Annotated in this window: 20 protein-coding genes, 2 pseudogenes and 1 riboswitch; of the genes and pseudogenes, 14 read left to right on the top strand and 8 right to left on the bottom strand. The window is 42.5% G+C overall.

All coding sequences use genetic code 11. The features are described 5' to 3' along the window. Window positions 1-168 precede the first annotated feature (168 nt). The 9 genes and pseudogenes from D9603_RS14840 to ung all read left to right on the top strand — a co-directional run bounded on the left by D9603_RS14840 (window position 169) and on the right by ung (window position 7055). Window positions 169-408 (top strand): DUF1496 domain-containing protein, encoded by a 240-nt coding sequence (locus D9603_RS14840; RefSeq protein WP_241651674.1) that lies wholly within the window; start codon window positions 169-171, stop codon window positions 406-408. A 177-nt stretch (window positions 409-585) separates the two neighbouring features. Next, a complete protein-coding gene (gene nqrM, locus D9603_RS14835) occupies window positions 586-798 on the top strand; it encodes a (Na+)-NQR maturation NqrM (protein WP_010372193.1) in 213 nt (70 codons plus the stop codon). A 365-nt stretch (window positions 799-1163) separates the two neighbouring features. Beyond that, window positions 1164-1316, top strand: a riboswitch (cobalamin riboswitch). Between the two features lie 119 nt (window positions 1317-1435). Continuing rightward, window positions 1436-2233 (top strand): ABC transporter ATP-binding protein, encoded by a 798-nt coding sequence (locus tag D9603_RS14825; RefSeq protein ID WP_128731901.1) that lies wholly within the window; start codon window positions 1436-1438, stop codon window positions 2231-2233. Then, entirely contained in the window at window positions 2230-3255 is a 1026-nt protein-coding gene (locus tag D9603_RS14820) for an iron ABC transporter permease (RefSeq protein ID WP_128731897.1), read from the top strand. The genes D9603_RS14825 and D9603_RS14820 overlap by 4 nt, the downstream gene beginning before the upstream one ends. Continuing rightward, window positions 3248-3475 carry a hypothetical protein gene (locus D9603_RS14815; RefSeq protein ID WP_128731896.1) on the top strand — a complete coding sequence of 76 codons (228 nt, stop codon included), beginning with the start codon at window positions 3248-3250 and terminating at the stop codon, window positions 3473-3475. The genes D9603_RS14820 and D9603_RS14815 overlap by 8 nt, the downstream gene beginning before the upstream one ends. After that, window positions 3472-4944, top strand: a complete 1473-nt coding sequence (locus D9603_RS14810; protein ID WP_128731895.1) for a cobyric acid synthase — start codon at window positions 3472-3474, stop codon at window positions 4942-4944. Before D9603_RS14815 ends, D9603_RS14810 begins: the two co-directional genes overlap by 4 nt. 1 nt (window position 4945) lies before the next feature. Further along, entirely contained in the window at window positions 4946-5542 is a 597-nt protein-coding gene (gene cobO, locus D9603_RS14805; protein ID WP_128731894.1) for a cob(I)yrinic acid a,c-diamide adenosyltransferase, read from the top strand. Continuing rightward, window positions 5542-6402: a cobalamin-binding protein gene (locus D9603_RS14800; protein WP_128731893.1), complete on the top strand. Its 861-nt coding sequence runs from the start codon at window positions 5542-5544 to the stop codon at window positions 6400-6402. Before cobO ends, D9603_RS14800 begins: the two co-directional genes overlap by 1 nt. After that, window positions 6386-7055: pseudogene (ung, locus tag D9603_RS14795) on the top strand (uracil-DNA glycosylase). The gene D9603_RS14800 and the pseudogene ung overlap by 17 nt, the downstream one beginning before the upstream one ends. A 39-nt stretch (window positions 7056-7094) precedes the next feature. On the opposite strand, the gene D9603_RS14790 reads toward ung, so the two are convergent. Next, entirely contained in the window at window positions 7095-7286 is a 192-nt protein-coding gene (locus D9603_RS14790; RefSeq protein ID WP_125250918.1) for a DUF3545 family protein, read from the bottom strand. Between the two features lie 413 nt (window positions 7287-7699). Beyond that, window positions 7700-8650, bottom strand: a complete 951-nt coding sequence (gene tal, locus D9603_RS14785; RefSeq protein WP_125250917.1) for a transaldolase — start codon at window positions 8648-8650, stop codon at window positions 7700-7702. A 262-nt stretch (window positions 8651-8912) separates the two neighbouring features. On the opposite strand from tal, the gene yaaA reads away from it, so the two are divergent. Then, complete coding sequence (gene yaaA / locus D9603_RS14780) at window positions 8913-9689, top strand: peroxide stress protein YaaA (RefSeq protein ID WP_125250916.1); 777 nt, start codon at window positions 8913-8915, stop codon at window positions 9687-9689. After that, window positions 9686-9964 carry a hypothetical protein gene (locus tag D9603_RS14775; protein ID WP_125250915.1) on the top strand — a complete coding sequence of 93 codons (279 nt, stop codon included), beginning with the start codon at window positions 9686-9688 and terminating at the stop codon, window positions 9962-9964. Before yaaA ends, D9603_RS14775 begins: the two co-directional genes overlap by 4 nt. Window positions 9965-10060: 96 nt before the next feature. On the opposite strand, the gene D9603_RS14770 is transcribed toward D9603_RS14775, so the two are convergent. The 3 genes and pseudogenes from D9603_RS14770 to D9603_RS14760 form a co-directional block, all read right to left on the bottom strand. Beyond that, window positions 10061-10846, bottom strand: a complete 786-nt coding sequence (locus D9603_RS14770; RefSeq protein ID WP_128731892.1) for a hypothetical protein — start codon at window positions 10844-10846, stop codon at window positions 10061-10063. Between the two features lie 309 nt (window positions 10847-11155). Then, on the bottom strand, window positions 11156-12796 hold the full coding sequence (locus D9603_RS14765) for a methyl-accepting chemotaxis protein (RefSeq protein WP_128731891.1): 1641 nt from the start codon (window positions 12794-12796) through the stop codon (window positions 11156-11158). A 411-nt stretch (window positions 12797-13207) separates the two neighbouring features. Then, window positions 13208-15440, bottom strand: a pseudogene (locus tag D9603_RS14760) (S9 family peptidase). 112 nt (window positions 15441-15552) lie between these two features. On the opposite strand from D9603_RS14760, the gene D9603_RS14755 reads away from it, so the two are divergent. Next, on the top strand, window positions 15553-15945 hold the full coding sequence (locus D9603_RS14755) for an HIT domain-containing protein (RefSeq protein WP_128731890.1): 393 nt from the start codon (window positions 15553-15555) through the stop codon (window positions 15943-15945). Between the two features lie 136 nt (window positions 15946-16081). After that, on the top strand, window positions 16082-16363 hold the full coding sequence (locus D9603_RS14750) for a hypothetical protein (RefSeq protein WP_128731889.1): 282 nt from the start codon (window positions 16082-16084) through the stop codon (window positions 16361-16363). Window positions 16364-16410: 47 nt separating this feature from the next. Here the strand turns inward: D9603_RS14750 and D9603_RS14745 are convergent, their stop codons facing one another. Continuing rightward, window positions 16411-18111, bottom strand: a complete 1701-nt coding sequence (locus tag D9603_RS14745; RefSeq protein WP_128731900.1) for a Zn-dependent hydrolase — start codon at window positions 18109-18111, stop codon at window positions 16411-16413. Window positions 18112-18826: 715 nt separating this feature from the next. Between D9603_RS14745 and D9603_RS14740 the strand changes: the two genes are divergently transcribed. Further along, a complete protein-coding gene (locus D9603_RS14740) occupies window positions 18827-19666 on the top strand; it encodes an HDOD domain-containing protein (protein WP_128731888.1) in 840 nt (279 codons plus the stop codon). A 50-nt stretch (window positions 19667-19716) separates the two neighbouring features. On the opposite strand, the gene D9603_RS14735 is transcribed toward D9603_RS14740, so the two are convergent. Beyond that, the gene (locus D9603_RS14735; RefSeq protein WP_241651673.1) at window positions 19717-20589 is read right to left on the bottom strand and encodes an EamA family transporter; all 873 of its coding nucleotides are present in this window, start codon (window positions 20587-20589) and stop codon (window positions 19717-19719) included. Between the two features lie 373 nt (window positions 20590-20962). Then, window positions 20963-21877, bottom strand: coding sequence for a recombination-associated protein RdgC (gene rdgC / locus D9603_RS14730; RefSeq protein WP_125250907.1), 915 nt, complete (start codon window positions 21875-21877; stop codon window positions 20963-20965). Between the last annotated feature and the right edge of the window lie 333 nt (window positions 21878-22210).

Genomic DNA, 22210 nt, shown 5'->3' with positions numbered 1-22210 from the left:
GCCTCAAAATAGACCACTTAATGAAATTGGTATAATAATTATTCTGGGATGATTTACTGCTTTATATGAAAGGGTTAACTTCAGGTGTTAAATCGATAAAAAGGGTGTAGTATAATTATCGAACACCCTTTAAAGCTTTACACTGTATCAAGGAGGTACATTGCAGTGATGAAAATAGTATTACTGGGGGCTATATTGATTGCCATGCCAAGTTTCGCGTTGGCAAATGAAGGTACACATGTTGATCCAGACAGCAGCAAAAAAGATGTGGTAAAAACTTATGATAGTAAACAATACTGCTATTATGCTGACTTAGAATATTCGAAAGGTGCGGTTATGGAACAAGACTCGACCATGAAAGTGTGTGCAGTTGGCCCTGAAGGCAATTTGATTTGGATAGATCAATAATTGATAAAAGTAAAAGCCGCGCAAGCGGCTTTTTAGTGCCTGAATACCTGCTTTGATGTAAAAGCGATAGCTATAAACTTGCCCTAATATCCATAATTTAATTGTTAGTGGCGTCGTGAAAGCGTATAATTTGTGCGTCGTCACTCATATCATGTAGCAATAAAAAGGGGCTAGATAATGTCTTTATTCCTCCTTACTTTCGGTTTACTCATGCTTATCGCTGTTGCGATGGCAGTAGGCGTTATCGTACAAAAAAAATCAATGGCTAGTAGCTGTGGTGGTTTAGGTTCAATGGGCATTGACAAAATTTGTGATTGCGACGATCCATGTGATAAACGCAAAAAGCGGTTGGCAAAAGAAGAAATGTGGAAAGAAAACCAGATCCTTTGAGCCACAGAATGATATTCACTAAAAACGCAGGCCTAGCTTGCGTTTTTGCATTTTGGGCAACAGATTCATATTAATACCAATTAGCCTTAATACTTGCTCAATTTGAAGGAGTAAATCTGACGCTAACTGCGTTGCATTCATTTCCAATAGCCAGCTATAGGAGCGTAAATTCGCCTTGCCTAAAGGGTGCTGATACGTCGGCGTGAGCACCACGCGGGAGCGGTGTTATCGATAATATTTTCTCGCCTCAACATAGACCACTTAATTAAGGTAATAAGTATCAGTCGAGGATAGGTGTTCCTTATGTAGGTGTCATTAAAGTCGATGTATTTTACAACATCAATTAAAGCGCTCGGGCAAAAGTTGTATTTTAGACGTCTAGACTTCATAATAATGCACATTTCGTAATAGGCAGATATTGGGAATGAGGTGTGAGTCCTCAACTGTCCCCGCAACTGTAAATGCTGGAGTGTATCTCTTGCATGAGTCAGATACCAAGGTCTATTTATTTAATCTGAGGGTTGGATAAGAGCAAGATTATCCAAAGTTCAGGTTGTTTACTTAAGCGGGCAGACTTAAGTCAAAGCAGTCGCCTATGCTACAAGCGACTGCTTTGCCATGCCCAATCAGAGGTGCTATGGCAGTCACACCGCAGTTTCAAGTTGATAAACTTAGCGTACAGCTTGGTGGCAAAGCTATCTTGAAAGCGCTTAGCTTCACGATTAATCCAGGCGAATTTATTGGTTTGCTCGGGCCGAATGGAGCTGGAAAGTCGACTTTGCTGCGCACATTATATCAATACATATCGCCAAGCTCAGGGCAGTTACTCTTCAATGGCAATCCTCTTAACGGCTATGGGCGCAAGGCCTACGCAAGAAATGTCGCGGTGGTGCTACAAGATATTCCCGTTGAGTTTAATCTACCACTATTTGATATGGTGTTGATGGGATTAACCCCTAACAAATCATTGCTAGCAACCATCACTGCTGCTGAAAAACAAGCTATATTCCGGGCCATAGAGCAGGTTGGATTAAGTCACAAGTGTGAGCAATGTTACAGTTCGTTATCAGGTGGGGAGAAGCAAAGGGCGATGATCGCTCGTGCTATGGTTCAGGCGCCGCAAGTATTGATAATGGATGAACCTACTAGCCATTTGGATATTAAATATCAAATTCAAATTATGGAGCTAGCTAAACAGCTTGGTGTAACTATCATCGCGTCTTTTCATGATTTAAATTTAGCCAGCGCCTTGTGTGATCGGTTATTAATATTGAGCAATGGCGAGCTTGTTGCAGATGGTGCGCCACTTGAAGTCATTAATGAAGCGCTATTAAGCCAAGTTTTTGGAGTGTGTGCGGAGGTTTCTACTGTCCGCCACCCGCCAAATAATAGTGAGATCCCGCATATACGCTTTCATTATGGGTATCAGCTATGATAGCAGCAAAGCGAGTCTGGTTGAGCTCACTGTTACTGTTGAGTTTGTGTTGCTTCAGTATGCTGATGGCACTAAAGATAGGTGCAATTGATTTATCTTGGCATCTTGTTATTCAAGCGATTATTAATTTTGATCCCAATGTAATTCAACAGCGTGTAGTGGTTGAACTTCGCTTGCCAAGAACGCTTTTGGCAATGAGTGCGGGAGCGGGATTGGCAATCGCTGGGCTTATATTGCAAACCGTAACGCGCAATCCACTTGCCGATCCTTATTTATTTGGGATTTCTTCAGGTGCATCGTTTGGTGTAGTGGTACTTATCACGTTGTTCGGTGCGCAGTCTGGCTTCGCAATGTCTGGGGCTGCATTTATTGGAAGCGTGCTATCAATTTTGTTGCTGTTATTCGTGGCAAAGCGTAATGCACTGCAGCAAGTGGAAACCATGTTGTTAGCCGGCGTTGCACTTTCTTTTCTATTCAGTGCATTTACCAGTTTGCTGCTTTATTGGAGTGACCCACAAGCGATTAGTGCAATCTTATTTTGGAATCTTGGCTCGTTTGCAAGGGCTAGCTGGCAATGGCTCTGGTTTGTGTGCTTGGTGGTAATACTGAGTTTTATTACGCTTTTAATCATGCGCCGCCCGCTCAATGCGCTGTTACTCGGAGATGAGAGTGCCACTACGCTTGGTGTGAACGTAGGACGAGTACGAATAGGTATGTTGTTGTTAAGTTCTTTGCTCACCGCAGTACTTGTCGCTGCGTGTGGCGGAGTCGGATTTGTTGGTTTAATGATCCCACACATCGTGCGCTTTTTTATCTCGCAGGCAAAGGTCAGTGGAGTGGTTGCCACCGCGCTTTGTGGCGCACTTTTAATGCTCTGGGTGGACGTGTTGTCACGCACACTTATTGACAATCAGGAACTTCCCGTTGGAGTGATCACCGCAGCCATTGGCAGCGTGTTCTTTTTAGTATTGCTTATTGTCAAAAATCGCCGCTCTGCTGGAATAGGAGGAAGTCGTGGTTAAACCGTTAGCCACTCTTATAAATGTGCATATTCAACAGCTTATTGACTTAAAAGCCAAACCGTTAGGCGCCTTTGGTAAATTTAAATCCTTGACTGTGCAGCTAGTGCAGATCCTGTCACCAAGGCAAACCCAGTTACAGTTGACGCACTTAGCGATAACACTCCCAGCTCTGTTTATTATTGCAGGCGTATCACAATGCTTAAGAGGTGAAGGAGCATGAAGACCTTAATGGTGCAGGGCACTACGTCGGATGCGGGTAAAAGTACACTGGTTGCAGGACTTTGCCGTGTGCTACAGCGAAAGGGATTATTGGTTGCGCCTTTTAAGCCGCAAAATATGGCACTAAATAGTGCTGTCACACCTTGCGGCGGTGAAATTGGTCGGGCACAAGCACTCCAAGCTGAGGCTGCAAAAGTCCCACTATCCACAGACTTTAATCCTATTTTACTTAAGCCAAATTCAGACACTGGTGCACAAGTTATTATTCACGGGAAAGCCATTAGTAATATGGAAGCAGCTGCTTATCATGATTACAAAAAGGTAGCGATGAAGGCTGTACTTTCCTCACATCAGCGCCTCAGCGACCAATTTGAGCTGTGCATAGTGGAAGGGGCGGGGAGCCCTGCTGAGATCAATCTGCGTGAAAATGACATTGCCAATATGGGGTTTGCCTGTGAGGTGGCGTGCCCCGTGATCATTATCGCTGATATCGACAAAGGCGGGGTATTCGCACATTTGGTTGGCACACTTGCGCTATTAAGTGACTATGAACAAAGCTTGGTTAAAGGGTTTGTGATCAATCGCTTCCGTGGTGATATTGCGTTATTGCAATCAGGACTTGACTGGCTTGAGCAAAAAACGGGTAAGCCTGTACTTGGGGTATTGCCCTATTTGCATGGCTTAGCGCTCGATGCAGAAGATGCGGTGACGGTAGACAATATCTGTGAACGGGGATCGTTAAGCGTTAGGGTTTTACTATTTCCTCATATTAGCAATCACACCGACTTTGACACCTTGCGCTTAAACCCTGAAGTGGATTTGCGTTATGTGCGCTATCAAGAATCTATCGGCCCTTGTGATTTAATCATACTGCCTGGTAGTAAAAATGTGTTGAGTGATTTAGCTTTCTTACGCAAACAAGGTTGGGCGGAAGAAATCAAACGGCACCTGAGGTACGGTGGTAAGGTACTAGGTGTGTGCGGCGGTTTGCAAATGTTAGGTAAGTTCATTAGAGATCCAAATGCGGTGGAATCTACACTTGGTGAAGTCGCTGGGCTTGGTCTGGCTGACTTTGAGACTACACTCTCAGAGCAAAAAGTACTGACGCAAGTGTCTGGCATTTGCCAATTAGATGAGCAAAGTGCTGAAATGTGTGGTTACGAGATCCATGCTGGGATTTCTTCTGGAGCGGCACTAGAGATGCCATTCCTACTATTTAACACACATCCAAATAACAGTGTGCGAGATGGTTTTATCTCTCGAGATAATCAAATTGCAGGCACCTATTTACATGGTTTATTTGATACGGTCGCCGCGACACAGGCTATCTTGTCTTGGGCAGGTAGTAAGCAAGCAGGCACTGCCGCGATTGATTTAGCGAAGCACAGAGAACTGCAAATTACGCGTCTTGCCGACAGCTGTGAAGCACATTTAGATTGGCAAAAATTGATGAAAATAATTGAGGAATAACATGAGCGGACAACAAGATAAGCATCAGCAACGACAGCAAAAAGTAAAACAACAAGTCGATGAAAAAATCGCTGCTGCCCAGCAAGAGCAGGGCATTTTGCAAGTGATCACAGGTAACGGTAAAGGTAAGTCAACATCTGGTTTTGGCACCGTTGCGCGTTGTGTCGGTCATGGTATGAATGCTGCGGTTGTGCAGTTTATCAAAGGAACTTGGGAGTGTGGAGAGCGCAGCTTGCTCGAAAAAGTCGGTGTGCCATTTGCGGTCATGAAAACGGGCTTCACATGGGAAACGCAAAACCGTGAAACCGATACTGCTGCCGCGCAGGCGACATGGCAGCAAGCAAAAGTATGGCTACAAGATGAAAGCATCGACTTGGTATTGCTCGATGAAATTACCTATATGTTGAGCTATAACTATCTAGATTTGGATGAAGTCATAACGGTGCTAGAAAATCGCCCAACTATGCAGTCAGTGATTGTAACTGGACGCGGAGCACATCGACGTCTGACCGAGCTTGCAGATACTGTGAGTGAAGTGCGCAACGTGAAGCATGCCTTTGACGCAGGTATTAAAGCGCAAAAGGGGTTTGACTACTGATGCTAAAGCTCACTTTTTCTATTGTTTTAGCTTTTGCCTTTAGTGTTAGCGCTAAGCCTGCAGAGCGGATCATCGCCCTTGCCCCTCATATTGTCGAAAATCTTTATGCAATAGGCGCTGGGGAGCGGATTGTTGGCACGGTCGCCTATGCGGATTATCCAGAAGCAGCCAAGCAACTGCCTCAGATAGGCGATTATCAGGGCATTTCGGTTGAAAAAATTTTGGCACTTAAGCCTGATCTTATCATTGCATGGAAAAACGCAAGTCACGTTCCCATGCTTGAAAAGCTCGAGAGTTTTGGCGTTGATGTGATCTATAGCGAAGCAAAATATTTAGATAAATTACCCGATGAGTTGCTACGCTTTGGTAAAATTACTGGGCTTGGATCTCAAGCACAACAACAAGCTGATTTGTTTACTAAGCGTTTAGATGAACTAAAAGCTCAGTATGAACAAAGCGCTAGCTTAGCTGTATTTTATCAATTGTGGCCATCACCGCTGATGACCGTGGGAGGAAAAAGTTGGTTACAGCAAGTCTTTAACGTGTGTAATGTGAAAAATGTTTTTGCCGATGCCACCACAGACTATCCGCAAATTAGCATTGAGAACGTTTTGTTGAAATCACCACAAGTGATTGTGATCCCTGAAGAAAAGAGTGAACAAGACAGAGAGTCGATTAAATGGCAGCAATGGCCTTCTGTCCCTGCGGTAAAGCACAAGCAATACATATCTGTTGATGCTGATCTGCTCCATCGTTATAGCTATCGTATGCTCGAGGGAATATCGGATTTATGTGGTAAACTTAACGTCTCTCGAGCGCATTATAAAACGATGAAGGTAGAACATGACAACGTGGAGTGACGTACTAGGTCAAGAAAAACAACAAGAGTACTTTAAACAAACCATGGAGTACGTGGCAGAGCGTCGGGCACAAGGTGTCAACGTATTTCCGCCACAAGAGCAAGTATTTGAGGCGTTTAAAGTCACTCCACTTGACCAAGTTAAAGTGGTAATTCTTGGGCAAGATCCTTACCATGGTCCCAACCAAGCTCACGGTTTATGTTTTTCTGTACTGCCGGGTATCAAGCCACCACCGTCATTAAATAATATGTATAAAGAGTTGCTGCAAGATATTGAGGGTTTTACCGTCCCCAATCATGGTTATCTAATTGACTGGGCGAAACAGGGGGTACTGCTGTTAAATACGGTTTTGACAGTAGAGCAAGGACAAGCTCACTCGCACAAAAGCCTCGGGTGGGAGCGCTTTACCGATGTAGTTATCGAGAAACTCAATGCCAACAGTGAAGGGATCATTTTTTTACTTTGGGGCTCACATGCACAAAAAAAAAGGTAAAAACATAGACAAAAATCGTCACCATGTTTTACACGCACCTCATCCCTCACCGCTCTCTGCACATCGTGGTTTTTTTGGCTGTGGCCACTTCAGTAAAACAAATCAACTGCTGACACAAATGGGGAAGCAGCCAATCGATTGGCGACTGGCTGAACTATAATAATAAAAACCAAAAAGAGCGCCGTGAAAGGCGCTCTTTTTAGCTTAAATCAAATTCGTCTAAATCAACACTGTCTGCGAAAATATCTAGTTCCTGTAGTTCTTTGCGTAGTCGCTGTTTATCTTTAAGCGCTTCAATCTCGCGCCATTTTCGTTTTTTGCCCTTAGATGAAGTTTTTTTCTTAGCCTCTGGACTTTCTAATAGTTCTAATAACTCGTCTAGGGTATCCATGAAAATCTCCTATTGATAAAAACAACCTAAAGTGGCACTTGTTTTGGCTTCGATGAGCACGACAACTGCAATGACACCGTTGATTTTTCACACTATATGGTAAGCCTCAGGGGAGGAACCGTTAAAAGTCTGATAGTTAAAGTACGCTACAAGCAACCCCATGTTGCTCGCTTTTTATACCAAAACCGGAATGTAGCGGTATCAATTTTCACTTCAAGTGATATTGATATACCACAGTCGGAACAAAAATAAAACACAATTGTGTCTTTTGGGTTAAAAGCAAGTGACAGTTTGATGAAAGTCAAAGAAGGCGTAGAGGAGGCTCTTAACGCAGAGTGTGAAGGAGGATTTAAAGTTATAAAAAACGCCGCATAATGCGACGTTTTGATGCTGAATTTAGTTTGCTAAATGCGTTATAGAGCCTTAAAGCGAGCTACAAGGGTTTCTTGCGCATCTGCAAATGAGCGAATGCCTTCAGCGAGCTTTTCAGTCGCCATTGCATCTTGATTATGCAACCAGCGGAATTCATTTTCTGTCAGTGCGGCTGGTTTTTCCTGTGGCTCAAAGTCAGCTGCAAGCAAGTACTCGTCGTTTGCCGGCATTGCAGCAAGCTCTTCTAGTAAAGCTGGGCTAATCGTTAACTTATCACAACCCGTTAGGGCTAAGATTTCTCCAGTATTTCTGAAGCTTGCGCCCATAACTACGGTTTTATAACCATGTTGCTTATAAAACTCAAAAATACTACGAACAGATTGTACGCCAGGATCTTGTAGTGGGTCTGTTGGCTTTTCTAGGCCATTGGCGACGTGCCAATCCAAAATACGACCGACAAATGGTGAGATTAAGAACACATTAGCATCGGCACATGCACGCGCTTGTGCTTCACTAAATAATAGTGTTAAGTTGCACTTAATCCCTTCTTTTTCAAGGGCTTCAGCAGCTTTGATGCCTTCCCAAGTTGACGCTATTTTGATCAAGATTTTGTCTTTGCTCACGCCTTGTGCTTCATACAGGCTTAGTAGTGTTTTGGCTTTTGCGATAGTCGCTTCGGTATCAAAAGATAAACGTGCGTCTACTTCGGTTGAGATATAGCCTGGCACAGAGTTGGCGATTTCTTTACCAATCACCACAGCAAAATAGTCACAAGCAAGCTCTAGCTGCTTGTCAGCATCACTTTCATTGGCTTTGGCATAATCCCAAGCTTCTGTTAGATAAGGCTGATAAGCAGGCGTCTCAGCCGCTTTAAGTAAAAGAGAAGGGTTTGTTGTTGCATCCTCAGGCTGTAGCTTGCGGATAGCTTCAATGTCACCGGTGTCAGCGACGATTGATGAATGTTGTTTTAGCCTATCTAATGCTGAAGTCATGTGTTCCTCATTCCAATTTTGATAACAGCGAAGTGATATTAGACGCCTTATGTTGCAACACCATTAAATAGCTGGATAGGTCATATGTCCGTATTAGGTGACATATCACTCTTATGATTTAAGGTTATTGTTATATAAGGTCGAGTTGTAAAGCGAAGCCACGAATAGCTTAAGCCCTCGTACAAAGTGGACAAACACTTGAAGTTACGTAGGGATAGTGTTGAAATTGACATTAATTAATAGCTAAGTCAATAGGCAAACTATGATCACCGTTATCTCTCCAGCGAAAAACCTAGACTACGAAACTCCAGCGCCAATTAACACATATACGCAGCCAGAGTTGCTAGCGCATAGTGAATTATTAATCGATGTTTGTCGTGACCTGACACCGCAGCAGATCTCAAGCTTGATGAAAATCAGTGATAAGCTAGCGGGACTAAATGCAGCGAGGTTTGCCGAGTGGTCACCTCCTTTTAATGAGAGTAATGCTAAGCAAGCTATCTTTGCCTTTAATGGTGATGTGTACGTTGGTTTAGAAGCACAAAGCTTAAATGAAGCCGATTTAGATTACGCGCAAAGTCATTTACGTATTTTGTCGGGGTTATACGGCATTTTAAAACCACTTGACTTGATGCAAGCTTATCGCTTAGAAATGGGGACAAAGTTAAGTAATTCTCGTGGCAAAAATCTCTATGAATTTTGGGGTAGTGTTATTGCTGAGCAGTTAAATGAGGTATTGGCATCAGCACAAACACGCTACTTGGTGAACTTAGCTTCTAATGAGTACTTTAAAGCAGTTGATAAAAAAGCCTTTAATGGAGAGATTATTACTCCTGTCTTTAAAGACTGTAAAAATGGTCAATACAAAGTCATTAGTTTTTATGCGAAGAAAGCACGAGGCATGATGGCTAGGTACATGATTGAAAATAAGGTGTCGGACTTGGACAGCTTAAAAGCGTTTAATCATGCAGGGTACTATTTTAGCGAAGAAGCGACGCAAAAAGTACAAGAGCCGGTATTTTTGAGGGCTGAACAATGACAATAAAAATGATGTTAGCAACCGTGTTTACTGCGGTTTTTATTAGTGGATGCAGTGGCAATTTTACAACCAAAGTGAGTAATGTCCCTGTTGATTGCGACAGTGACTCACGTTCGTGCGCCCAGCGTTGTCATCAAGACTACTCTGATCCTATGCAAGTCCAAGCCTGCCAGGATCGTTGTTTTGTACAACAAAACCAGTGCAATGTTGATAGGCCTAATGAGGATACATGGGAGATTTCGAGCGAAAACCCTACTTATCCAGTGTCATTCTAAAAGTCCTATCGTATGAGAGTCCCCCTGACATTCAGGGTGACCCTCAAAGCGCTTAACCTAGTTAACGTCAGTTTGACTAGAATAGAGCAAGGCTAATTATGCCCCTTTTGGTAAGCTCATATAAGCGCGAACAACCTTATCTCTAAAAACAATATCCGCTGCTTTCTCGGTATCTCTGTACTTTTTGCAGTATGCTTGCGGACTTCCCGTTTTTAATAGCAACTCGTCGGGCTCATGCAGCGTGAGTAGGGTGTTTTGCCAGCGAGAGACTATGGATTCAGTGGGCTCTGGTAGCTGCTTAAGAATATCTTCAGATAACAAAAACTTGCTCTCGGTTGCGACCTTTATCATGTCATCATTGGCAGCTGCTAACCATGTAGCACCTTGTTCATTCACACAGATCAGCGGTAAATATGGGGCAATAGCAGGAAAAGCAGTGTTTCTATATATATCAACTTGCCAGTAAGACCTGGCAATTTTTACAAACTGTCCAAAGTGCGAGATGGCAGTAAAACCTGACTGAGAAATTGGCTTAATTTCTACCCTTGGCTTATTGGCATTTACAGTATCATTTGCAGTGTCAATATACCAATCACCAACTAGTATGGCATTTTGGAAATACTCATCGCGTAATGACCCCCACACTTTTTTTAGTTCAGTACGTTTTGTGCGCATATAATTTTTGAGTATGGCTAAACGTTGAGTGTTTGACTTAAGCTCAGCTGTAATGAGTGTAAACATTTCATCGCGGATCTCTAGGCAACGCCCTAGTGGATAAGGTTTACCAGCAAAATGGGGAAATTTAGGTGCCAGATTAATGTCTGCTTGAAGTCTTAAATTTGCTAATGTATCGGTGAGTATCTCAATATCCTGTTGATCCAAAAGAACGCCTTTATGGTTATTATAGATAATACAAGTATAACCATAATGAAACCATTTACTACAAACTAAGGTCTGTTAACCTTTGTGGTCTAGCTTTTGTTCTTTGGAGTATTTTGGTGATAACAAAGCGAATTCTCTTCCAATAGCTGGCTATTGGAAAAAATTCCGCGCAGTTAGTACTAAACCAGGTAGTTAGAAAGGCGTTAATTATCCGACGCACGGATTATTTTTATCGACAAGATAAACAGTATCAACCATCTATAGACGGTATGAGACAGAGCATGCTGATGATGCTCTGTCGGCTTGGTCTTATACTTTAAAGCGTGCAACGATGTCACTGAGTTCATGACTGGCACGGGTTAATTGCTCACTGGTTTTATTCAACGAATGAGTGGTATCAAGAGAGTGATGAGTTGAGTCTGAAAGTTGAGCAATCCGCTCATTGACTTCTTGTGCGGCAAGGCTTTGTTCATCAGTGGCTTTGGCAATATGCGTATTCATATCAGAAATATCATCAATTAGTTTTTCAATTTCTGTTAAGGCGGTATCGGCTAATTGCACTTGCTCTACGGTTTGCTCTGAGATCTGCTGACTAACTTTTACTGCTGCGACGGCTTGCTGTGCTTCTTTTTGCAGACGTTCAATCATGTTGTGGATCTCATCCGTGCTTTGCCCTGTACGGCTTGCCAGCGTGCGCACTTCATCAGCGACAACAGCAAATCCGCGCCCTTGTTCGCCTGCTCGCGCGGCTTCTATGGCTGCATTTAATGCAAGTAAATTGGTTTGCTCAGCAATGCCTCGGATCACATCTAATACAGAGCCAATATGCTGACTTTCTTGATCTAAACTAGAGGTTGTTACACTAACGGATTGGATCTGCTCTGATAGTTTTTTAATGGCAGCAATGGTTTGAGAAATTGTATGCTTACCTTTTTGACTATAATTGCGGGCATCGGTTGCTGAGTGCTCAGCTGTGTCTGCATTGTTGCTAATTTCTCGCACTTGCATGGTCATTTGCTCAGCAGCGGTAGCAACTTGTCGGCTGTTGTCATTTTGTGACTCAATGAACGCTAAGTTTTCTTCACCTGCTGACTTTACTTGGTTGGCAAGTGTTTCTACTTCTTTTGCATTGTGCGCTACTGTGGCAATGGAGTGGCGCATTTTTTCAGTATAAAGGTTAAAATACTTTGCCAAAGCAGTTATTTCATCCTTACCACTTTCATTTAATGTTCGGGTAAGATCTCCCTCTCCCTGAGCGATATCTTTCATCATGTCCTTTGCTTGATGGATAGGGTCAATAATACTTTTGCTAATTATGGCGCTGAAAGGGAATAATAAAATGATGAGGAGCGCTAACTCAATTAACAGGAGATTGCGAATATTTGCAAACTCTGCATCTATGGTATCAAGGTATACGCCGGAGCCTACGATCCACCCCCATGGTGTAAATGCCTTAACATACGAGATTTTTTCTACCGGAGCTTGTTTGCCTGGTTTTGGCCATAAATAAGGCACAAATCCTGAACCACTGGCTTTTGCAACATTCACCATTTCAACAAAAAGACGCTTACCATTAGGGTCTTTAGATTGGCTTAAGTCTTTGCCATTAAGCTCGGGTTTAAACGGGTGCATCACCATTTTGGGTTGGTAATCATTAATCCAAAAATAGTTGTCTCCCTCATAGCGCAATGCTGCAACGGCATCCAGTGCATTTAGTTTAGCCTGCGTTTCGGTTATCGCACCTGAAGCGTACTGTTGATGAAAGTAAGCAACTAAGCTGTACGCGTTTTCTACGAGGCTTTGGGTTTTGTTATATTGTTGTTTTTCCAACGCTTCATACTGCTGGGTTAAACTGACAACACTTTGCAAAATAACACCGATAATAACCACAATGATTAATAATGCGAGCCGCTGAAAAATGGTGAGATGTCTTAAAAACTGCTTGGACATAATGTGATCCTTATGTCGTTCTTATTGTCGAAAGAATCTAGGCGCGAATACGTAAGTAACAAAACGTGCGTGGGGCTTACAGCTCAAGTACTCCAAGAGTGCAAACCTGATGCTCGCTATGTTAAAAGTTACTTACTTCAAAACAGTTAAATTGCATAGCCTGGATATCCCAATGGCTTGTAACTAGATAAAAGAATAATATAAAAGTAGCCTAAAAAGTTGGCTAGTCATTCCTTGTCTAGGCTTTGGTTGCACAGGCAATAAGCAAGCTAACTGGCGTAAATCGCGCTTGCATAATAATTGTAGTTTTTCTTAGTCCATAAGAATAAACAATTAGACTAAAGGAGTAGAGACAAATTACTTTGAGAGTGTCATCACGCCCAGCCAGCGAGGCTGGGCGTGATTAAGTGTTTACTTAGGGTCAACGTCAAAGTGACGGTTGAAGAAGTCAGTAATGGTTTGGTGTAAGTGGGTTTGTACTTTTTTGCCTCGTAAACTGTGTTTAGAGCCCGGGTAAGTCATCATTTCAAATGGCTTAACTTCGTCCTGCAGCTGCTTAAATAACTTAGTTGCATGGGTAAACAGTACGTTATCGTCGGCCATACCGTGATAAATCATCAGCGGGCCTTTTAGGCCATCGGCATAAGGGAAGACAGCGCTTTGCTCATAGCCCTTGGCATTTGTATCTGGGTGACCTAGGTAACGCTCAGTGTAATGGGTGTCATACAGTGCCCAATCAGTTACTGGCGCACCAGAAACACCAGCTTTAAAGTAGTCGCCTGCTTTAAACATTGTCATCAGCGCCATATAACCACCATAGCTGTGGCCATAAATACCGATACGCTCAGGGTCTACGTAGTCCAGTGTACGTAAGAATTCAACGCCTTTAATTTGGTCGGCCACCTCTACTTCACCTAAGTGTTTGTAGATAGGGTCTTCAAACTTTTTACCTCGGTTGTAGGAGCCGCGGTTATCAAGCTGGAAAATCACATAACCCTGCTGTGCTAGATATTGAAAGTACAAGTTTTTACTACGCCAGCTGTTGGTCACGCGCTGCGCGTGAGGGCCACCGTAAACGTTTACAATCACCGGGTATTTCTTACCACTTTCAAGCTTTGCTGGCTTAAATAAACGGTAATACATGGTTTGACCATCTTCAGCTTTCAGTGTGCCGTACTCTGGCGTGGCTAGATTACTCAAGTACGGTGTAAGCGGGTGCTGGTTGTCTAAAGCATTTTCTTCAAGCCAAGTGACAAATTCGCCGTTTACTTTGCGCAGTGCAACAGCTGGTGGACGATTGACTGAAGACGCTTTATCAATAAAAGTACGGTTATCTTTTGCAAGTACTACTTTATGGAAGCTACCTTTTTCGGTAATACGTTTTGCATCGCCTTCTTTGAAAAGTGGCACGCTGTATAGGTGGCTCTCAAGCGGCGTGTCTTTGCGACCTGAGAAGTATACAATACCCTTTTTTTTCGTCAACGCCTTGAAGGCTTTCAACAATCCAGTCGCCTTTAGTGATTTGGCGTACAAGTTGGCCATTGGTTCTGTATAGGTAAAGGTGTTTAAAGCCATCGCGCTCAGAAGCCCACACAAAGTGTTTTTTGTCTTTTAAGAACTCAAGGTCAAAATGCAGGTTAATCCAGGTATCACTGGTTTCGGTTAGGGCAACTTGCTGTTTTTTGCTTTTGGTATCGTAAAAGCGCAGTTCTAGTTTTTGCTGCGAGCGATTTTGCCACTGATATGACAATGTTTTGTTGTCTTTCAACCAGTTTGCACGGGCGATGTAAATGTCTTTATCTTCGCCTAGATCAATCCAATCCACCTTTTGGTCATTGATTTTTACAACACCTAATTCAATCTCAACGTTGGCAGTCCCGGTGTATGGGTATCGTTGATTGAATAGCTTGACTTCTTCGGCATAGATTTCGTTACGAATGGCTTCTTGAACTGGACTTTCATCAATGCGAGTAAAAGCAATTTGTTGCTCATCACCCGACCACCAGTAGCCCGTCATGCGGCTCATCTCTTCTTGGGCAACAAACTCAGCCATGCCGTTTTTAATTACGCCACCGCCATCTTTGGTTAATTGAATTTCTTTGCCTGATTTAAGATCGATGGCATAAAGGTTTTGCTCACGAATAAAAGAAACAAAATTTCCTTTTGGTGAGAAGCGAGCATCGGTTTCGAATGCTTCAGTTTCCGTTAGCTTTTTACTCTTACCTGAAGCGATTTCATAATAGTACAAGTCGCCATTGAGTGGGAAAAGTAGCGCTTTGCCATCTTTTGACCATTTGTATTCTAAAATACCACGGCCAAAAATACGTTGACGCTCACGTCGTGCTTTTTCTTCATCTGAGAGGTTCTCTGGGCCAGAAAATAGCGCTGCTGAGTCTACCAATAAACGGTTGGTATTGTCTTTTAGATTGTATTCCCAAAGGTCGTAACGGTTATAGTCTTCTTTTTTCCCTTGAAGGTAAGTAACGCGAGAACCGTCAGGAGAAAATTGCAGTTTTACAGGCGCTTTACCTGATAGGGATGGGTCGTCAAAAAGTCGCTCAAGAGTTAGCTGCTCTGCGTTAGCGGCAACAGATGCAAATGCTAACGGAAGGGCTATTGTGTAGTGTTTAATGCGAGAATGCACGGTAGCCACCTTGTTGTATTTTTAAAGTCTTTGCGGATGGTAATGAAGCTACTTTGCAATAGCAACAAATTCGGATAGAGTGCCGAGTAAATCGGATTTAAAGAAGTGCATTATGATGTTTGAATTAGCGAAAGAATTACAGCGAGACTGTATTCTAATGGCAGAATGGCCGTTGTGTAGTGTGTTGTTAATGAATGATGCTCAGTACCCTTGGTTTATCTTAGTACCAAGAGTAGCGGGAGCAAAAGAAATTATTGATTTACCTGAGCCACAGCAAATCCAGTTTTGGCAAGAGTCGGCCAAGCTGAGTCGTTTGTTACAAGACACTTTTACCCCAGATAAATTAAATGTGGCTGCACTTGGTAATATGGTGCCGCAACTACATGTGCATCACATCGCACGATTTAAAACCGATATTGCATGGCCAAAACCCGTATGGGGACTCTATCCAGCAAAACCTTATAGTGATGAGGAAGTTGAGCAGCTAAAAGCGAGTTTTGCTTAAAGCCTCAAAAAGGCCATAAGACTGTAAACACATCAAGCGCTTTACAAACTTTTAAGCGCTACGTGTTTTGTGTTTATATCTGGAACTGTTATAACTGAAATTGACTTTTGCCGTTTTAAATCAAGGAGTACGCGATATGAATAAAAGTTTAGTTGTTATTTTGGCAGTATCATTATTATCCGCCTGTAAGGCGACTGTGCCAGAGCCTTATCAAAAAGATCGTGAACCAGAATCCAGAACTGAATATAGTGGTGTGGAAGGGGTGGTGCAGCAACAGCAAGATCAAAATTATCTGATGCGCAAAGAGCTACAAGACAAATGCGATGATGCGAAAGTAAATTTAGCGATTGCTAAATCTGACAAAGCTACAAAAGCCATCAAAAAACACCAAAGAGAAATCAAAGATTATTGTATCTAGGATTAATTACACCATGGTAGTAAGCACTACCATGGTGTGCTCGGTAATTACAGTCCTAGCACCTGCTTACCTTGCTTAAAGGTAACATCAACAGGAATGTTCGCTTCAGAGAGCTTATCTAGGTCTTTTTGTAGTTCCGCTTTGATATCGCCGTGCGTTGCGATTAGTTGATCGACTTTTTGATAGTCACCGTCACCTTGTAGCGTTAGGATAAGGTTAGACAGTTTCTCCATCGCTGCGCCCATCTTCTCCATATTCACTTGATATAAGCCGTCCGTGTTTTTAGAGAATGCGCCTTCTTGCTTAAAGAAGTTAAATCGGATCATATTCGCCTTACCGTGTGCACTAGATGCACCAAAGCGTACTGAGCGGAAGATCCCCGCCATAAAGGTGATGTAATAATCCTCAAGCGTACCTTCGGTGATCTCGCCTTTTTTAAGTAGTTGCTCAACCATGTATAGGCCTAGGATATCGGCTTTACCTTCTTCAAGCGCACTGGCGTGTTCTTGTAGTGACTGACGAACAGTACCTTTACCCGTAATGGTATTTTTAATGCCTAGGCCATGAGCTACCTCATGGAACATGGTATTAGCAAAGAAAGCATCAAAGGTGATGTGCTTACGTTGCTCAGGGACGATAAGTTGATCTGCGATTGGCACTAAGATCTTGTCGAATTTTGCACGCATTGCGTTTTTAAGTTGTAGGCGACGGGTACCTTTTTGTAGTTGTACTTCCTCGTCATTTGGCAGGTTAATCGCAATGGTTTTACTACCTGCGTTTGAATGACCGGCATAATAAATAACGTCATATGCGTTTAGGTCGGCATCAGAGCCTGGCACTTCTTGCTTGTATTTATCCTCAACAGGTAAGCCTGTTTGAAGCTCAGGTAAGAAAGCGGCAAACTTAGCGAGGCGTTCACTCCACGCCAAGTCTTTAACCAGAACGTAAGATTCAAAAGCGGTGCGGTAGCCAAATAGTTGATCTTCATAGGTTTCGATCGGGCCGATTACCACATCAATTGGATTATTTTTCATGTCCATCCACGCAAAATCAGATGCTTGATAGCTGTTGTTCACCAAGGCATCTGCACGTAGGTTTAAGTAATGCGCAAACTCTTTGTCTTGTGCCAGTTTACTTGCTTGGCGTAATAGCGCTGCGGCTTGGTCTAGCTCGGCTTTGTAGGCTGAAGAATAGGGGATACTGTATAGCTTTCCACTTTCATCGCGTCGAATAAGAGAATAAAGTCCTGTTTTGTCTTTTACTTCAGCATTGTTTAGCTCATCCTTAGTGATGTCGCTTGGGTAAAACTCCGCGCCAAGTGCTTTATCTTCAAAACCAGAAAGAAAAACTTGGTCGCCGTTCAAACGATCCCAAGGTCCATAGTTGATGTCAGCGAACTGGCGCACTTTTTCATCTGAGATTTTGCCTAGGAAGGTTGTTTTGTCTTCGCCAAATGCTTGCTGCCAAAATAAATTATCCATAATAACGGAAGCGTCGATAAGTAAAGCCAGCATTTTTTTCTGGTTATCACTTAGGTGACCTAGGTCTGTTTCTAGCGTTACTGGGGTATAAATATTTAGTCGGTCTTGAGACGCATTCACAAGCTTGTAGCCTGATTGTTTGTTATCAGCTTGGGCTTGCTCAGTTTGTGCACTAGGTTCTTCAGAAGAAGTTGATGGCTCAGAGCAGCCAGTGAGGGTGAGACCTGTTGCAAGCGCGATTGCAACTGAAATCGTAGAGTGTTTCATAATGCTCCCTTGTTGTCTGTGTTCTTGGGTCTGTTGACCTTTGCTGTTTGACTTTTGTTTTCCTGAGTATGTTTTGATCGCGACGCTCGGCTTTCAGCCCAGTGAGCTAGGCAAAAGTTGAGCAACAATGAGCAAGTCGCACTTAGGTGAACCCCTAGAGCAGCGTTTTGTTGGCATTTCAACAGTGTTGCCCCACAAGGATGTGGGGTAAGGTGACTTTATAGAAGCACAAAGTCTTTATCGTCTGACTGACATAGAGTAACTATGCTACGCAGACTCTGCCTTGTATAAATACCAATCAAACTACTCCAAAAACAAACTTAAAAGATAAACAGATCCTGATTATGTTGAGATTACCCTACACGATTTTGTATTACTGTGCCTAGTTAACCTAAATTGATATGTGGTATTCAAGTCGCAGTTAATGTGAAGGGTTACCATTTATGCCCAGATGTGGGCTTTTTCCAATATTTTTATGTTAAAGCTAGCCGCAAAGTACGGTATACCTTGAATTCTAACTTGCTAATTATTGGGGGTATATAAATAAAATATTATTTTCCTAGATTTTCTTAACTTTATCCGAAAGTTAGACAATACTTACGTCATAGATACTAAAAATCAGCAGTGTGACCACCAGCAAGCGCAGTGCCTACTTTTATTATAAACTTACGTTTGCAGTCGGGTCTTTTATTCAGTTATTAAGGGATTTGGTTTCATGTCTACAGAAAATGCTTTGCTCACGATTCTAACTGATAGGATCAATAACGATACCTTGGTATTGCCGACATTACCTGAAATCGCAGTGCGTGTAAGGCAAGCGGCAGATGACCCTGAAATTAACTTGATGCAGATGGCAGACGTTATTTCTCATGACCCAGCCCTTGCAGCGCGTATGATTAAAGTTGCCAACAGCGCTTTTATGGGGCGTACAGTGAAGGTAAATACCTTAAACCAAGCGGTAACGCGAATTGGTCTAAGACAAATCAAGAATATTGCAACTGCGATGGCCATGGAGCAGCTATTTGTCTCTAATAATAAGCTCATAAAAACATACATGGACAAAGCTTGGCAGAAGACGTTAAAAGTCGCTTGCCAAGCGATAACAACGATGGATTTTTATCTTCGCGTCAATAAGCACACTTCGCTCAACAGAGATACAATCACGTTAGCTTCTTTGGTGTTTAATATCGGTGTTTTGCCTATTTTGACAGAGGCCGAGCGTCACCCCGAAGTGTTTGCCAACCCAAGCTTTTTGGCCCATGCCATCCAGAAATTAGGCGGCAAAATTGGGGGAGCGATAATGCGTGAGTGGGAATTTACCGACGAGTTCGTTGAAGTCGCAGAAAGCTGGGCAAATCCAAATTACCGACCAGAACATGTCTGTTATGTCGACTTTATTCGTGTGGGTGCAATCGTAGAGGGTATTTTACAGGTGTCTGATAAGTCTGCAGCATTAAAACAATATGAAGAAAAAGGAATAATTAAGGAAGTGAGTATGTTTGCCGATGACACTTATTTAAGTGTGCTCGAAGACGTCAAAACAATGTTTGCTTAGCTCCTTATGCTTCTCGTGAATACAAAGGCCTCTGTAGAGGTCTTTGGCGTTTAGGGCAAAACATCGGCTCGGGGCTTGCTAAATATTTTGCTTATCCGAGCACCTGTAACAGAAACCGTTAAGCCACATAAAATAAAACCACCCCCAATAGCTTCCATTGGCATCAACTGCTCATTAAGTAATAAGGCTGAACCTATAATGCCGACAATAGGGATTAATAAGGCAAAAGGCGTTACTGCTGCAGCCTTGTGATTTTTAAGTAGCCAACCCCATATTGCGAATGCAATCAGTGTTGAGATATAACCCACATAGGCAATGGATAACCAAGACTGTGTTGTGGTGTTCAGTAGTAAGGTCAATGGAGAGTCTGTTTCAATAAAATAAGACAGTGTAAAAAGTGGCAATGGCGGCACTAGACTTACCCAAACAATAAAATGGAGTAAATTAACGTTTTGCAGGCGCTTCATGATGAGGTTTGAAAACGACCAAAATAATGCCGCGAACAGAATGAGCACCGCGCCCAATATTGTCGTTGACCCAGACGAGTTGATAAAAAACAAACTAAACCCAAACGTTGCGATGCTGATCCCCACCACTTGAAAGCGATTCATGGTTTCCTTTAACAACAAAACACTTAGCAAAATCGTGAAAATAACTTGGGCTTGAAGCAGCAAAGAAGCAATGCCAGCTGACGCATTTGATTCCATCGCAATAAACAGCAAGCTAAACTTAAGCACACCTAAAAATAGCCCAACACTGAGTACGTTCCATATCGACGTTTTAGGAAAAGGAATAAAGAATACTGCAGGGATCGCGACTACCAAAAAACGCAAGCCTGAGAATAAAATAGGAGGCAGCTCTGCTAGGCCAAATTTAATGACCGAAAAGTTAAGCCCCCAAATTATCACTACTATTAAAGCCAATGAAATGCTTTTTACATTCACGCGCGTCAAACTCCGTTTAATTGTACTTATTACTGCTTCGGGTATCGGACTACTGATGTAAATTGTCTTCAAGGCCTGAAATTCAGGTTAGCAAAGCGTTACTGCCAAAGCCGAGCTCCTATCATGCCATTGAAGAGTAAATAAAGCGCTACAAATGCGTTGGTTAGTGCAAATAAGGTGGCCAGTCAGTAACTAAACGCTTGCATTTGAGAGCGTGCCGTCCGTTCGCTATTGGCGCAAAGTAACCTTGTGAAGATAGAGTATTGAACTGGATAAAGAAAAATTGATAGCCATATCCGCTATCAATTTTTCGTATCCAAAGCTCAACAAGCTCTAGATGATGACTCTAAAATTAAGACTCTAGGCCTTCGTCGTCACCAAGACCTTTGGTTAGGTCTTCTAACAACTCTTTGATTTCTTCTGATACCAAAATAAAGTCAGCATCCAGTTTAACGGCTAGATCTTCTTTTGGAATATCCGCATTTTGGTCTTTAAGTGCCTCTGCATAGCTTAAACGTTTTAATGTACCGTCGTTTTGTAAGACGAATTTCACACGTTCACGCCAATCTAATGCGAGTTTAGTTACACGTTTACCGTTTTCTAAATGCGTTTTGATTTCATCTGATGAAAGGTCATGTTGTTTTAACTTGACTTGAGCGCCGTTGTCGTCAGGCTCTTGCAACTCAGCATCGGTGCCTATTGCAAAGCCTTCGGGCGCGGTAAATTCGGTTAGCCAGTGTGTTAGCTGTAAGTCTAAATCATAGTTCGCAAACGCTGGTACAACAGGGAGTGTGCCTAGAGACTTACGCAGCAGCGCAAGTAGCTCTTCGGCTTTGTTGAAGCTGGCGCTATTTACAATCACCCAACCTGATTTTTGGTCGATAAAAGCAAACTGTAAGCTAGATTTTTTGAACGCTTGAGGTAATAACGTAGCAAGAATATTTTCTTTGATGTCGTCTTTTTCTTTTTTCTTTACTGGACGATTTTCTTGCTGTTCTATTTGCTCAATTTTTTCTGCAACCATTTCATTGACAACAGCTGCTGGTAGCACTTTTTCTTCACGCTTGGCACAGACTAAAATGCTGTCTTGTGAAAAATGCGAAAGCATCTGGCCATGTTTACCAAAAGCTTTTGTCCAGCCAAAAGTTGTCATATCTTGGCTGCCACATGGGCGGAAAATATCCTGCTCTAGCGCTTTTTCAAAGTCCTCTTGTGTGTAGTTGACATCTTGTTTGAATTTATAGCAGATTAAGTTACTGAACCACATAGAATTAAGCTCATTTGGAATTAAATTGCGCTCATCATAGCAAAAAGGCGTAAGCTTGTATTCCAGAAGATATTGGCTAATCAATTCATATAATACTAATTTGACTTAATACTTGCTCAATTTGAAGGAGTAAATCTGACGCTAACCGCGTTAAAAATTTCTTATTTAAAACCCTAAATAGCAAAATTTTTGCATTGCTTACACGGATGTGGAAACCGTGGCGATAGCAGGACGCGGTAGCGGGGTTATCGACAAAATTCTCTCGCCTCAAAATAGACCACTTACATTAACCCCAGCTCGGGACAAGAATTTAAAAACTAGGGAACTATATGC

It is taken from the genome of Pseudoalteromonas sp. PS5, assembly GCF_004103255.1.
Lineage (GTDB): Bacteria > Pseudomonadota > Gammaproteobacteria > Enterobacterales > Alteromonadaceae > Pseudoalteromonas > Pseudoalteromonas peptidolytica.
Note: the sequence above shows the minus strand (reverse complement) of the source record. Positions and strands in the feature narration are given on the sequence as shown.

What these genes read in the sequence shown, in the direction of transcription:
- D9603_RS14840 (WP_241651674.1), top strand. Translation starts at nt 169, where the DNA reads ATGAAAATAGTATTACTGGGGGCTATATTGATTGCCATGCCAAGTTTC.
- nqrM (WP_010372193.1), top strand. Translation starts at nt 586, where the DNA reads ATGTCTTTATTCCTCCTTACTTTCGGTTTACTCATGCTTATCGCTGTT.
- D9603_RS14825 (WP_128731901.1), top strand. Translation starts at nt 1,436, where the DNA reads ATGGCAGTCACACCGCAGTTTCAAGTTGATAAACTTAGCGTACAGCTT.
- D9603_RS14820 (WP_128731897.1), top strand. Translation starts at nt 2,230, where the DNA reads ATGATAGCAGCAAAGCGAGTCTGGTTGAGCTCACTGTTACTGTTGAGT.
- D9603_RS14810 (WP_128731895.1), top strand. Translation starts at nt 3,472, where the DNA reads ATGAAGACCTTAATGGTGCAGGGCACTACGTCGGATGCGGGTAAAAGT.
- cobO (WP_128731894.1), top strand. Translation starts at nt 4,946, where the DNA reads ATGAGCGGACAACAAGATAAGCATCAGCAACGACAGCAAAAAGTAAAA.
- D9603_RS14800 (WP_128731893.1), top strand. Translation starts at nt 5,542, where the DNA reads ATGCTAAAGCTCACTTTTTCTATTGTTTTAGCTTTTGCCTTTAGTGTT.
- D9603_RS14790 (WP_125250918.1), bottom strand. Translation starts at nt 7,286, where the DNA reads ATGGATACCCTAGACGAGTTATTAGAACTATTAGAAAGTCCAGAGGCT.
- tal (WP_125250917.1), bottom strand. Translation starts at nt 8,650, where the DNA reads ATGACTTCAGCATTAGATAGGCTAAAACAACATTCATCAATCGTCGCT.
- yaaA (WP_125250916.1), top strand. Translation starts at nt 8,913, where the DNA reads ATGATCACCGTTATCTCTCCAGCGAAAAACCTAGACTACGAAACTCCA.
- D9603_RS14775 (WP_125250915.1), top strand. Translation starts at nt 9,686, where the DNA reads ATGACAATAAAAATGATGTTAGCAACCGTGTTTACTGCGGTTTTTATT.
- D9603_RS14765 (WP_128731891.1), bottom strand. Translation starts at nt 12,796, where the DNA reads ATGTCCAAGCAGTTTTTAAGACATCTCACCATTTTTCAGCGGCTCGCA.
- D9603_RS14755 (WP_128731890.1), top strand. Translation starts at nt 15,553, where the DNA reads ATGATGTTTGAATTAGCGAAAGAATTACAGCGAGACTGTATTCTAATG.
- D9603_RS14750 (WP_128731889.1), top strand. Translation starts at nt 16,082, where the DNA reads ATGAATAAAAGTTTAGTTGTTATTTTGGCAGTATCATTATTATCCGCC.
- D9603_RS14745 (WP_128731900.1), bottom strand. Translation starts at nt 18,111, where the DNA reads ATGAAACACTCTACGATTTCAGTTGCAATCGCGCTTGCAACAGGTCTC.
- D9603_RS14740 (WP_128731888.1), top strand. Translation starts at nt 18,827, where the DNA reads ATGTCTACAGAAAATGCTTTGCTCACGATTCTAACTGATAGGATCAAT.
- rdgC (WP_125250907.1), bottom strand. Translation starts at nt 21,877, where the DNA reads ATGTGGTTCAGTAACTTAATCTGCTATAAATTCAAACAAGATGTCAAC.